This window comes from Chelatococcus sp. KU-N122 (assembly GCF_055391085.1).
Map to the genome: position 1 here is coordinate 8,110,668 of NZ_AP043981.1, position 12,371 is coordinate 8,123,038.

Sequence of the window (12,371 nt, forward strand, 5' to 3'; positions counted from 1 at the left end):
TTTTTCGAGCGGTCCTAATCTGATCCTGCGCTATCGTTGGATGCTGGAGCACAATGCATGGAATCCGCACCGCACATCGTGGTCGTCGACGACCATCGCGACATTCGCGACCTCGTCGGCAAATATCTGGCCCAGCATGGCTATCGCATCAGCGTCGCCGACAGTGGCGCCGCGCTGCGGCGCGTCCTCGAGCGCGGCGCGCCGGACCTGATCGTGCTGGACGTGATGATGCCGGGCGAGGACGGCCTCGCCGTATGCCGCCAGTTGCGCGGCAGCACCAACCTGCCGATCATCTTCCTCACGGCCATGGCCGAGGAGACCGACCGCATCGTCGGGCTGGAGCTGGGCGCCGACGACTATCTCACCAAGCCGTTCAATCCGCGCGAGCTGCTCGCCCGCATCAAGGCCGTGCTCCGGCGCGTCAACAGCCTGCCGCCGCAGCGCGACGGGCTGAAGGCCAAGGTGGTGCGCTTCGACCGCTGGCAGCTCAACGTCGGCCGCCGTGAAATCGCCGGCGAGGACGGCGTCGCCATCCCGCTGAGCACCGCGGAGTACCGGCTGCTCAAGGCGTTCCTGGATCACGCCGGGCTGGTGCTCAGCCGCGACCAGCTGCTGGACCTGACGGTGGGACGCGCCGCCGATTGCTTCGACAGGAGCATCGACAACCAGGTGAGCCGCCTGCGCAAGAAGATCGAGTTCGACCCGAAGACGCCGGCATTGATCAAGACCCATTGGGGGGGCGGTTACAGCTTCACGGCTGACGTCGAGCAGGCATGAGACGCCTCTGGCACCGCAGCCTCGCTGCGCAGTTCATCGTCTTCCTGCTGACGGCGCTGGTGCTGTCGCAGGGCATCGGCCTGCTGATATCGTGGGACGAGCGGGGGCAGGCGTTGCGTGCCGCGGCCAAGAGCGAGTTCTTCAGCCGCACCGTCTCCCTCGCCCGCCTCATCGAGACGACCCCCACGGCGATCCACGCCGGCATTCTGGACGCCAGCGCCACCAACTACACGCGCTTCTGGCTCTCCGCCGAGGAACCGCGCGATGCGAACGCGTGGCGGCAGGAGGCTTGGACGGAGCTTGCCAAGCCGCTGCCCAATCTAATCAAGCCGCACCACAAGCCGCCGGCCGAGGAGCCCGGGGTGGCCAATGCGCCGGGTGGGCTGACCGGCTCCGCCATCGCGGCACCGCTCTCATGGATCACGCTGCCGCCCACCAAATGGCCGCTGCCCCGGCCGGCCAAGTTCGTCTCCCTCGACGATGCCTACGGCATGGGCCTCACCGTGAGCTTGGAGAACGGCACCTGGCTGAACGCCGCGTTCGCCAAATCGATGACCAACTCGATCTGGACATCGCAGTCGGCGGTGTCGCTCGCCATCACCGCGGCCGTGCTGTCGCTGATCGCCATGCTGGTGGCGCGCGGCATCGCGCGGCCCATGCGGCGCCTGGCGGTGGCTGCCGAGGCGCTCGGCCGCGGCGAGACGGTGACGCCGCTGCCCGAATCCGGGCCGGACGATATCCGCCAGACGGCGGAAGCCTTCAACCGCATGCAGGCGCGCCTGCAGCGGTTCGTGGCGGACCGCACCCGCATGCTGGCGGCCATCGGCCACGACCTCAGGACGCCGCTGACCTCGCTCAGGCTGCGGGCCGAGTTCGTCGCGGACCAGGAGATCCAGGACAAGATGCTGAAGACCATCAGCGAGATCGAGACCATGACGGAAGCCGCGCTCGCGTTCGCGCGGGAGGAGGCGACGGCCGAGACGACGCGGACGGTGGATCTGGGTGCCCTGGTCGAAAGCCTGTGCGACGACCTGGCCGAGCTCGGCCGCGACGTGACCTTCATCGAGGGCCCGACGGTCACCTATCGCTGCCGGCCCGACGGTCTCCGGCGCGCCGTGCGCAACCTCGTCGAGAACGCCGTGCGCTATGGCGAGCGGGCGCGGGTGAGCCTGGCGGGGACCGCCGAGAGCATCGATATCGTCGTGGACGACGACGGACCGGGCATTCCGGAAGCGGCCATGGGCCGCGTCTTCGCCCCGTTCTACCGACTGGAGCAATCCCGCAACCGGGAGACCGGCGGCATCGGCCTCGGCCTGTCCATCGCCCGCACCATCGCCCGCCACCACGGCGGCGACGTCTCCCTCGTCAACCAGGCGCGCGGCCTCCGGGCGACGATCAACCTGCCCAAGGTCGGCCAAGCCGCCCTGCTGACGCGTTGAGCACGCACATGATCCCCTCCGGGGGGATCATGCTGCCTGTGTACCCAACCGTCAGCGGGTGACGAAGAACTGCTGGTGATGCGGGAGGCGGGCAGCGGTCTCGCGCGGCAGGCCGAGGTTGGCCGCCAGAATGTCCACGGGATTGGAGGCGAGCCAGGCGGACAGATCGTTGGCCTGGTAGTGCCCGCTATTGAAGCCGACGAGCACGCGCAGCACGTCGCTGCCGGTGTTGCGGATGTAGTGGCCTGCGCCCATGGGAGCGTAGCCCACATCGCCGGCCTCGAACTGTTCGGTCACCACCTGGCCTTCCGCCAGGAAGACGGCCATCTCCGCCGTGCCCTGGATATAGTACTGCCACTCGTCGGCGTTGGGATGCCAGTGGAGCTCGCGCATGGCGCCCGGCTCGATCTCCAGCAGCGAGCCGGCCATGGTCGTCGATATCGGAAACTCGGCGACGGTCACGGTCCGCTGCGTGCCGCCACCCGGCACCCGCCGCGGCTGCTGGGCGAGCAGAGGATAGCGATGGGTCGTGACGAGCTCCGGCGTGCGCCGGGGCGCCGCATCGAGGGAGCGGTCGTCCGGCACCGAGCCTTGGGCGAAATAGGCCTCGCCGCGGGGCAGCTGCGCCACCTCGGCGGCACTCAGGCCCAGGCTCTGCGCCACCACGGCGGGAGGCGTGCGCGACAGCCAGTCGGTCACGCTGAAGGTGTGGTCCTCGGAGAAGTCGCCGTTGTCGAAGATCAGGATGAAATGGCACTCGCCCGGCCCGATGCCCTGGATGGCGTGGCCCCAGCCGCGCGGAAAGTACCAGACGTCGCCGGGCCCGAACGTGTCGGTGGCCGACCCGCCGTCCGGGTGCAGGATCGTGGTTCGGCAATAGCCTGTGACCACATAGGCCCATTCGGCCGCGTTGGCGTGCCAGTGCATCTCGCGCATGGCGCCGGGCTCGAGCCGCATCGACACGCCCGCGATCCCCTGGCTGGCGGGGAACTGCCGCACGGAGGCGCCGCGGGTGATGCCGCCGGAGCCGAGGCGCGGCTCCTGCTGCTCCAGGCGATAACGGAATGAAGTCTGAACGGGGTTCATGGCGTCCCTCCCAAGGGCTCGAGCGTGAATTGCTGAAGGCGGACAGGTCGTGCGCCGCGGGGCGGCGGCGCGAGTTGCGCCGACCGCGGCAGGCGCCCGTCAGCGCATCGTATCGCGGCGGCCGCTCTCGAACAGGAACCAGGCGCGGCGCTCGCCCTCGTCGATCCAGTTCTCGATGAGGCTCGCGGTGGCGACGTCGCCGTAGTCGTCGCACAGGGTGTGCGTGGCGCGCAGGAAGCCGACGAGGCGCAGGTTGTCGTCGCGCAGTTCGGCCAGCATGTCTTCGGGCGTGACGTAGTCGGCGTCGTTGTCGTCGAGCCGGCTCAGGCGCGCCGCCTGGCCGAGCGACTTCAGCGTGACGCCGCCGATCTTGCGGGCGCGCTCGGCGACGTCGTCGGTCATGGCGAAGATCTGGCCGCCCTGGTCGTCGAGCATCAGGTGGTAGTCGCGGAAATGCGGCCCCGACATGTGCCAGTGGAAGTTCTTGGTCTTCAGGTAGAGGGTGAAGACGTCGGCGAGCAGGGTCGTCAGCGCCGCCGAGATGTCCCGGACCGCCGCGGCCGGAAGGCCGTTGGGCGTGGCGAGGGGCGCAAGCTGCCGCGCCTTGACGTTGTCGAGGTTCATGGAAGCCTCCTATCGGGCTCAGGGGTGAGCGTGTGGCACAGGGTACGGGCCTCACGCTGGGAGGCCGCGGCTTCCGAAGTATTCAGCAGCGGTTGCCGGCGGCGACTGCGTTCATGAACACCGGATCAATCCGGTCCGAGTAGTATACGCACGTATGGCCCGGCGCCGGTCCGCATAAACCTAGGTATGATGTCGGGCGAGCAGCGCCGCCCTGCGCCTGGCAGGCGCACTTCGGGAGCCGTGCGCGGCCGACTTCGCAGAAGACGCGGGGCGCGTCTGCGTGTAACCGGTTGGCAAAGCTTTCGGAGTCGGCACGGCGACATGGGGCATGCGTGCGCATGACAGGTGATTGGCACGGGTCGAGGTGGCGTATCGCCGGCGCGATCGCGCTGGCCGCCGTCATCTTCTGGATCGACACGGCGACGGACGTGCCGGGCGCGGTGTCGGTGCTCTACGCCGGCACCATCCTCCTGGTCGCCGACGTGCTGAGCCCACGCGGCGTGGCAGCCACGGGCGCCACGACGGCGGCGCTGGCGATCGTCGGCTACCTGCTCTCCCACGCCGAGCAGCCGCTGGACGCGAGCCTGCTGCGGCTTGCAGCGGGGCTGGTCGCCATCGCCATCACCACTCTGCTGGCGCTGCGCACATGGTCGGCCCAGTCCGTGCTGGTGAAGCACGCGGAGCTGCTCGACCTCGCCCACGAGACGGTGGTCATCCGGGACGTGTCGGGCCACATCCGCTACTGGAACAGCGGCGCCGAGCGGCTCTACGGCTACGCCCGGTCGGAGGCTATCGGCGCCGACTGCCGCAAGCTGCTGAAGACGGCCCTGTCGATGCCCGAAGCGGAGGTCATGGCGATCCTGCGCGCCCAGGGGCGCTGGTCGGGAGAGCTCACCCGCACCCGCCGCGACGGCACGCAGATCCTGCTCGAGAGCCATTGGTCCCTGCGCGAGGACCGCCCGACCCGGGCGCTCGAGATCGTCGAGATCAGCACCGACGTGACCGAGAAGCGCCGGGCCGACGCGGCGGCCGCCAGGGCCGAGCGGCGCTACAGCCATATCTTCGAGGCCGCAGGGGTGGCCATCTGGGCCATGGATTGGTCGGGCATGTGCGCGGCGCTGCAGCGCCTCGGCCTGCATACGGGCAGCGCTGTCGAAGATCGCGCGCGGGCCGAGCCGGCTCTCGTCGGCGAGCTCGGCGCACTGACCGCCACCACCGACGTCAACAGCGCGGGCCTCGCCCTGCTCGGCACCGCGGACGAGGCCGACCTGCTCGGGCCAGAGCTGCTCCGCCTGTTCACGCCGCGGAGCGAAGCCTCGTTCATCCGCGCGGTGGCCGCCTTCGTCGACGGGGCCCAGACGGTGGACCAGGAGACCGAGTTCCAGACCCTGGACGGACGACGCATCGAGGTCATCCTGCGCGCGACCGTATCGAGCGAGGCCGCCCCCTGGGACCGGGTGCTCGTCTCCGCCATCGACGTGACCGCGCGCAACCGCGCCCAGCGACGCCTCGACGAGACCTTGGCGGAGCTGGCCCATGCGACCCGCGTGATGACCCTGGGGGAGCTCACCGCCTCGATCGCCCACGAGGTCAACCAGCCGCTCGCCGCCATCATCACCTTCGGCCAGTCCGGCAAGCGCTGGCTGGCGCGCGAGGCCGCAGAGGCGCCTGAGACCGCGGCGTGCCTCGACAACATCGTGAGCAACGGCCGCCGCGCGCTCGAGGTGGTGAAGCGGATCCGGGCGCAAACCAAGAAGGCCGAGCCGGAGATGGAGCGCCTCGCCCTCCCCGAACTCGCCGACGCGTCGCTGGCGCTGGTGCGCCGCGAGCTGGCCAGCGCCGGCGTGACCGCGGCCCTCGAGACGGATCAGGACCTCACGGAGGCGCTCGGCGACCGCGTCCAGATCCAGCAGGTGATCGTCAACCTGGTGCTCAACGCCATCCAGGCCATGGAGCACACCCACCCCGACCGGCGGCAGATCGCCGTCGAGGTGCGCGCGGCGGACGAACGGATGCTCAGCGTGTTCGTCAACGACCGCGGCTCGGGCCTGCCGGCGGACGATCCCCAGGCGATCTTCGCCCCGTTCTTCACCACCAAGGCGACCGGCATGGGTATCGGCCTCTCGATCTGCCGGTCTATCATCGAGGCGCACGGCGGCCGCATCTCGGCCGCCAACCGGGACGGCGGCGGCGCCCGCATCGGCTTCGTGCTGCCCCGGGCCGGCGACACCGGTTCAGCATCTGGGGACGACGGGCGATGAGTGAGAGCGAGCAGGGCGCGCGCATCTGCGTGATCGATGACGACGAGGGCGTGCGACGCGCGCTCGACAGCCTGCTGCGCTCGGCGGGCTTCACCGTCGACGGCTTCGAGACGACCGAGGCTTTCCTGGCCGCGGACGACAGCGACGGCGCCGCCTGCCTCATCCTCGACGTCCGCCTCAAGGGCGCCAACGGCCTGGACTTCCAGCAGGAGCTGCTGGCCAGCGACAACCACGTTCCGGTGATCCTGATGACCGGCTACGGCGATATCCCCATGACGGTGCGCGGCATGAAGGCGGGCGCCGTGAACTTCCTGGCGAAGCCCTTCGCCGAAGACGAGATGCTGGCGGCGGTGGCCGAGGCGGTCGCGCGCGACGCCGAGCGCCGGGCGGCGAGCCGGCAGGACGACGGCCTGCGCAGCCTCTACGCCTCGCTTACACCGCGCGAGCGCGAGGTGATGGCGCTGGTGACGGCAGGCCTGATGAACAAGCAGATCGCCGGCCGGCTGAGCCTCAGCGAGATCACCGTGAAGATCCACCGCGGCAACCTGATGCGGAAGATGCACGCGCAGTCCCTCGCCGACCTGGTGCGCATGGCCGAGGCGCTGGGCGCGCGCGAGGCCGGCGCGGCCCGCTATAAAACCATCATATGAATTGCGCGGGAGGACGGCCTCGGCCAGATTCGAGGCAGGTTTTCGGCGCACGGCCAACGGGCGCTCAGCAGAAGGCAACCCGGTGTCCTATCCCGCCATTGTGTCGATCGTCGACGACGATCTCGACGTCCGCTCAGCGACCGCGAGCCTGGTGCGCTCGGTCGGCGCGGAGGCGCGGACCTTCGCGTCGGCGCAGGAATTCCTGGAGTCCGCCGACCTCCACGCCACCGCCTGCCTGATCACCGACGTGCAGATGCCCGGCATGACGGGCCTGGAGTTGCTCGAGCGAGTGCGGGCGCTGCGCTGCACCTTCCCGGTAATCGTGGTGACCGCCTACGAGACGGAGAGCGCCCAGCGCCGGGCCATGAGCAGCGGCGCCCGCGCCTTCATGAGCAAGCCGATCGACGCCGACGAGTTGCTCGACTGCCTGGAAAGCTGCTGCGGCTAGAGCATTTCGCCATTGGATGGGATCATCCAATGGCAGAGAAATGCTCATAACCTTTTGAATTTGGAGCGCTTCTTTGCGATTGGGTGATTCCACCCAATCGCAAAGCGCTCTAGTGTGGCGAATCCGAAATTCGCACCACCTCGGGGCATCGCTGGGAGCGAATTTCGGATTCCTAAGCCACACTAGCAACTCTATGATTCTAGTGTGGTTTAATGGATCTGAAGTTCCTGGACATTGATGCCATGTGGGGAGCAGGAACTTCAGATCCACCACACTAGGGCGGAGCCACAGTGTGCGCCGGATCGAGCGCGCACTAGCGGAGCGGTGGCCTGAAGCGAGGACTTGGCTGGCTCTCATCACGGCCGGCAGGCGCACTGAGAGGGCCACGACGATCATGTCACCCCGGCCCCGATTTGGTAAGCTGTCGCGACACTGCGCGCATCGGATCACGGTGGCCTCGTCACACCGGACCCTGCGTGGAGGACCCGGTGTGGCGGTCAGCGGGGGGACGGTGGAAGCCTTTCGCGATCCGCAGCCGCATCGTCTCGAAGGTCTCTCGCGATGTTAGATCCGACCAAGCTTCTCGCGAACGCCCTCGGCGAGCACCTTGCGGCGACGTACCGGCGCGTTTTCGGCAGCCGCGAGCCGCGCTTCGCCGAAGTCCTGGAAGCTGTCGCCCGGTCGACCATAGAAAGGATTGGCGGCAGCGACGCCCTCTACCATGACGACCAGCATACCGCGCTGATCACGCTCGTCGCTCAGGATATCCTGCTGGGCCGCTCGGTCACCGAATGCCTGACCCCGGAGGACTGGCTGCACGCCATTCTGTCCGCGCTCTACCATGACGTTGGCTATGTACGCGGCATCTGCTCGGGCGACACTGCCAAGCGCTTTGTCGTCGCGGTTGACGGGACCAGCGTGGAGTTGCCGCGCGGGGCGTCAGATGCGGCCCTGTCGCCCCACCACGTCGAGCGCTCGAAGATCGCCGTGCGCGAGCGCTTTCACAACCACTCCTTCATCGATGCGGAGCGGATCGCGCGAGCCGTCGAGTTGACGCGCTTCCCCGTGCCGACGGCCGGCGATCATGGGGAGACCGCGACCGAGGCCGGATACATGCGCGCCGCCGATTTGATCGGCCAACTCCCTCTACCCCCGCAAGCTGAATGCGCTGTTCCACGAATTCGCCGAGGTCGGCATGAACGAGAAGCTCGGCTACGCATCGCCGGCAGATCTGGCCGAACGGTACCCCGCCTTCTTCTGGAGCCAGGTCGAGCCGGTCATCGGCGACGCCATTCAGGCCCTCGACAAGACCGTCGAGGGGCGGCGTTGGGTGGCAAGTCTTTACGCCCATGTATTCGCTATCGAGCACGATCGGAGGCGGATGGGGCCTCATCAAGGCTGACGGGAGCACGCCGACCGTCGCCTTGGAAGGAGGTCCCTCAGCATATCGAATCCGGCATCACGGTCTCCGGCTCACGGGCGCTGACGGCCCCAATTGCGGACAGCCGCAGCGACCTCGAGACGTCGGCGCACGGCCACGAAACGAAGGGGAAGCGTGCCAGATTGGAGTTGCCGTAGCGGACGTCGCTGGTCACCTCGACGCCGACCCAGGACGGCAACACGACAGCTTGATCCACTGTCTCGAGCTCGACCTCGGCGACGACCAGGCCTTCGTTGGCGCCGTTGAAGACGTCGACCGACCAGAGCGTGCCGTCGTGCATCACCTGGTGGCGCACCTTCGATATCAGGGGCTCGATGCTGAACTGGTGAATGATCTCCTCGGCATCGGTCCGCGGGATCTCGTATTCGAATTCCAATCGCGCCCGCGGTCCCGGTTGGCTCTTGAGGGTGATGTAGGCTTTGTCCCCGTAGAGCCTGATCCGCGCCCGCAGCAGCGGCGTGCGTGCGAAATAGCCCTGCATGATCGGCACTTCATCGACGACATCCCGACGCCAGCCGTCATTGCGCACCAGGAATTTTCGCTCGATCTCGATCCCCATGGCGGCGGCTTTCTCGTGTCAGAGGTCGGCGACGCGCGTTGAGACTATGGACGGGGCACAGCCCCGGCAAGGCCGAAATTGCGCGCCGCGCGCCCACTGGATAGCTCATCAGATTGCGATTTCGGTGACAGCTCGCCCAGGCCTCATCCCCACCGGGCTCCCTTCACGCTGGCCCGGCGGTCACCGCCGCGACAGCAGCCGGATCAGGTAGGGCGTGCTGATCAGCGCGGCCATCATGCCTGCTGGTATTTCCCAGGGGAACAGCAGGTTGCGGCCGAGCCAGTCGGCAATGGCGAGGCTCGCGGCGCCGAGCAGGGCCGCGCCCGCGAGCTGCGGCAGGCGACGGAGCCCCATCATCCGCGCGGCGTGCGGCGCCATGATCCCGACGAAGCTGAGCGGCCCGACCAGGATCGTCGCGGCGCCCGTGAGGCCGGCGGCGAGCAGCAGCAAGGCGAGGCGCGCCAACCGGACCGGCAGGCCGAGGGGGCCATACACGCTCGGACCGAGCGGCAGCATGTCCAGCCAGCGCGAGACGAGCGGCAGCGCCGCCAGCAGCGCCAGAGCCGTGCCGCCCGCGAGCCACGCCTGGCCGGCATCGACCCGGTAGGTCGAGCCCGCCATCCAGCTCAGCGCGGAGACCGCGCGCGGATCCCCGGAGATGACGAAGAGCGCGACGATGCCGCCGAGCAGGCCCGCCAGCGCGACGCCGATCAACAGCAGCCGCTCCGGCGCATAGGCATGGCGGCGCCCCAGGCCGAGCATGACCATGAGCACGATCAGCGCTCCGCAGGCGGCGCAGACGAGCTGCATCGGGCGCGGGCCCGACAGCGGCAAGAAGGCGCCGACCACGGCGCCCAGTGCAGCTCCGGAGCCGATGCCGGTGACCTCCGGCCCGGCGACCGGATTGGCGAGCAGCCGTTGGCACACCGCGCCCGCTGCCGCCAGCATGGCCCCGGCGCTGAGCGCTGCGGCGACCCGTGGCAGCCTGAGCGCGAGGATATGCGGCTCGGCGCCGACATCCGGCAGCCAGCCGGCCTCGCCGCGCCCCATCAGCAGCGCGATGATCGCCGCGACGATGACCAACAGCGCCAGGGCGCCCAGCAGCGGAGCCGCCGCTCTCCTGCCGCCGCCGGCACCGCCCACGGCCTCGGTCCCGGCAAGCGCGGGGCCCGTCGCGCTGCGACGCGCCATCACCACCAGAAGCAGCGAGCCGAGCATCGCGGTGGCGATACCGGTCGGCAAGCGCTCACCGCGGGAGCCGGCCAGCCATTGAACGGCCTGATCGGTCAGGCAAAGCAGGACGGCGCCGAACACGAGCGCCCAGCCCATGCGCGGCCGCAGCCGGTTGATCCCCAGCAGGCGTGCAAGGAGCGGCCCCGCCAGCCCGACGAAGCCGATGACGCCGACGGCGCTGACGGTGACGCTGCTGATGCCGATGGCGACGAGCAGGCCGAGCAGCCGGGTGCGTCGATAGGAGCCGCCGAGCCCGGCCACCCCGGCCTCGCCGAGGTCGAGCAGCGCGAGCGGCCGGACGAGGAGGAAGGCCAGCACCACCCCGAGCGCGAGCCTCGGAGCGAGATAGGCCGCGATGGTCCAGTCGTTCTGGGCGAGCGAGCCGGCACCCCAGAGGGTGAGCGCGGTCAGATACGCGAAGTTGAAGATGGTCAGGACGGCCGAGACGCCGCCGCAGAAGGCGGCGACCATCAGCCCGGCCAGGATGATGGAGAGCGGCGACAGCCGCTCGCGCGCCAGGCCGAGGACCAGGAGGCCGGCGCCCAGCCCTCCGGCGAGCGCAACCGTCTCCCGACCGAGGAGGAACAGGGCGGGGCACCAGAGGCTCGCGATGGCCAGTGCCAGCTGCGCCGCCGCCGAGATGCCGAGGGTCGCCGGCTCGGCCAGCGGGTTCTGAAGAACCTGCTGGAACAGCGCTCCCGCGAGGCCGAGCGCCGCGCCGGCCAGCAGCGAGACGGCGAGGCGCGGCAGGGCGCTGAAGTGAAAGAGCATCTGCGCCATGTCCGCGGCGTCCGGATGCCGGAGCGCGCCCAGCCAGAGCGGCAGGGGCAGCCGCGCGGACAGGTTGAGCACGATCAACGCCGCGGCAGCCGTCGCGAGCGTCGCCGGTAGCAGCGTCAACCCGAGCCGCCGAGATGGCGCTGGCGCGAACGCGCGCACGGCCTCAGCCATGACCATGCCGCGGCGTCGCCGCAACCAGAAGGCGGGCAAAGCGCATCGCCGACGGAACGGCGCCGAAGCCCCACACGGAGGGCAGCGCGATGACACGCCCATCGCGGACGAACGGCAGCGCCTGCCAGAGCGGCCCGGCGGGCGATGACGCGTTCGCCGGTCCGCCGTTGCGGATCGAGACCAGGCTGCCGGCGGCGGGGAGCGCCGCCAGGTTCTCCAGGCCGATGCTGAGCGTGCCATAGGCATTGGTCGGCGCCTGCCAGGCGTTGTCCAGCCCGAGCCGGTCGATGACGCCTTGCAAGAGGCTGCTCCGCCCGAACACCACGCCGTGGCGCGCATCGACGATCCGGACGATACAGAGCGGACCGGCGATCCCGCCGGCCTGTCGGCGCATGGCCGCAAGCTCGTCCTGCGCCTGGCCGAGGAATCGGGACGCGGTGGCCTCGATGCCGAGGTGGCGGGCGAGAACCAGCGTCTGCTCTCCGGCACGGCGGAAGGCGTCGCCCCCGGCCGGAAAGATGCCGAGCGAGACGACCGGCGCGATCGGCTCCACCAGATGCCGCAGGGACTCCAGCGCCGGGGTGATCACGATCACGTCCGGCTTCAGGCGGTAGAGCCGCTCCAGGCTCGGCTCGGTGTGAACACCGAGATCGAAGGTCGTGTCGGGCAGCGCGGGCTCGACCACGGTCGCCCGATAGCCGCCCCGCTCGACGACGGCGACCGGCGGCAGGCCGAGCGCCACCAGCGTCTCCGCCCATCCCCAGTCGAGCGCGACGACACGCGGCGCGCCCGGCGCGGCATGCGCCGCGGCAGCGCCCGCGGCCATGCCGAACAGGCCGGCGAGCACGGCGCGCCGGGACACGGCGCGCCTCGCGGTGTAGCCGTGGTTGCGCAAAGGGGCG

The 12,371-nt window shown here is 69.6% G+C and carries 13 protein-coding genes; 6 read left to right on the plus strand and 7 right to left on the minus strand.

The window, feature by feature from the left end; genetic code table 11:
* Positions 1-57 precede the first annotated feature (57 nt).
* Together ACZ5PO_RS36610 and ACZ5PO_RS36615 are read left to right on the plus strand one after the other, a co-directional pair.
* Positions 58-777, plus strand: a complete 720-nt coding sequence (locus ACZ5PO_RS36610) for a response regulator (RefSeq protein WP_464187773.1) — start codon at positions 58-60, stop codon at positions 775-777.
* Entirely contained in the window at positions 774-2,216 is a 1,443-nt protein-coding gene (locus ACZ5PO_RS36615) for an ATP-binding protein (RefSeq protein WP_464187775.1), read from the plus strand. Before ACZ5PO_RS36610 ends, ACZ5PO_RS36615 begins: the two co-directional genes overlap by 4 nt.
* A 51-nt stretch (positions 2,217-2,267) precedes the next feature.
* On the opposite strand, the gene ACZ5PO_RS36620 is transcribed toward ACZ5PO_RS36615, so the two are convergent.
* Both ACZ5PO_RS36620 and ACZ5PO_RS36625 read right to left on the minus strand, forming a co-directional pair.
* Entirely contained in the window at positions 2,268-3,302 is a 1,035-nt protein-coding gene (locus ACZ5PO_RS36620) for a cupin domain-containing protein (RefSeq protein ID WP_464187777.1), read from the minus strand.
* Positions 3,303-3,401: 99 nt separating this feature from the next.
* Positions 3,402-3,926, minus strand: a complete 525-nt coding sequence (locus ACZ5PO_RS36625) for a Dps family protein (protein WP_464187780.1) — start codon at positions 3,924-3,926, stop codon at positions 3,402-3,404.
* A 338-nt stretch (positions 3,927-4,264) separates the two neighbouring features.
* Here ACZ5PO_RS36625 and ACZ5PO_RS36630 point away from each other — a divergent pair, with 338 nt between their 5' ends.
* The 3 genes from ACZ5PO_RS36630 (at position 4,265) to ACZ5PO_RS36640 (ending at position 7,285) form a co-directional block, all read left to right on the plus strand.
* Positions 4,265-6,187, plus strand: a complete 1,923-nt coding sequence (locus ACZ5PO_RS36630) for a PAS domain-containing sensor histidine kinase (protein ID WP_464187782.1) — start codon at positions 4,265-4,267, stop codon at positions 6,185-6,187.
* Positions 6,184-6,837 carry a response regulator transcription factor gene (locus ACZ5PO_RS36635; RefSeq protein WP_464187784.1) on the plus strand — a complete coding sequence of 218 codons (654 nt, stop codon included), beginning with the start codon at positions 6,184-6,186 and terminating at the stop codon, positions 6,835-6,837. Before ACZ5PO_RS36630 ends, ACZ5PO_RS36635 begins: the two co-directional genes overlap by 4 nt.
* A gap of 82 nt (positions 6,838-6,919) precedes the next feature.
* Positions 6,920-7,285, plus strand: coding sequence for a response regulator transcription factor (locus ACZ5PO_RS36640; protein ID WP_464187786.1), 366 nt, complete (start codon positions 6,920-6,922; stop codon positions 7,283-7,285).
* Positions 7,286-7,849: 564 nt separating this feature from the next.
* On the opposite strand, the gene ACZ5PO_RS36645 is transcribed toward ACZ5PO_RS36640, so the two are convergent.
* Both ACZ5PO_RS36645 and ACZ5PO_RS36650 read right to left on the minus strand, forming a co-directional pair.
* Positions 7,850-8,104 (minus strand): hypothetical protein, encoded by a 255-nt coding sequence (locus ACZ5PO_RS36645; RefSeq protein ID WP_464187788.1) that lies wholly within the window; start codon positions 8,102-8,104, stop codon positions 7,850-7,852.
* Positions 8,105-8,224: 120 nt separating this feature from the next.
* A complete protein-coding gene (locus ACZ5PO_RS36650) occupies positions 8,225-8,425 on the minus strand; it encodes a hypothetical protein (protein ID WP_464187790.1) in 201 nt (66 codons plus the stop codon).
* Between the two features lie 55 nt (positions 8,426-8,480).
* Between ACZ5PO_RS36650 and ACZ5PO_RS36655 the strand changes: the two genes are divergently transcribed.
* Entirely contained in the window at positions 8,481-8,687 is a 207-nt protein-coding gene (locus ACZ5PO_RS36655; protein ID WP_464187792.1) for a hypothetical protein, read from the plus strand.
* 37 nt (positions 8,688-8,724) lie between these two features.
* Here the strand turns inward: ACZ5PO_RS36655 and ACZ5PO_RS36660 are convergent, their stop codons facing one another.
* From ACZ5PO_RS36660 to ACZ5PO_RS36670, 3 genes are all read right to left on the minus strand, one after another.
* Positions 8,725-9,285, minus strand: a complete 561-nt coding sequence (locus ACZ5PO_RS36660; RefSeq protein ID WP_464187794.1) for a CYTH domain-containing protein — start codon at positions 9,283-9,285, stop codon at positions 8,725-8,727.
* A 180-nt stretch (positions 9,286-9,465) separates the two neighbouring features.
* Positions 9,466-11,418, minus strand: coding sequence for a Fe(3+)-hydroxamate ABC transporter permease FhuB (gene fhuB / locus ACZ5PO_RS36665; RefSeq protein WP_464187796.1), 1,953 nt, complete (start codon positions 11,416-11,418; stop codon positions 9,466-9,468).
* A gap of 43 nt (positions 11,419-11,461) precedes the next feature.
* The gene (locus ACZ5PO_RS36670) at positions 11,462-12,331 is read right to left on the minus strand and encodes an ABC transporter substrate-binding protein (protein WP_464187799.1); all 870 of its coding nucleotides are present in this window, start codon (positions 12,329-12,331) and stop codon (positions 11,462-11,464) included.
* Positions 12,332-12,371: the final 40 nt, after the last annotated feature.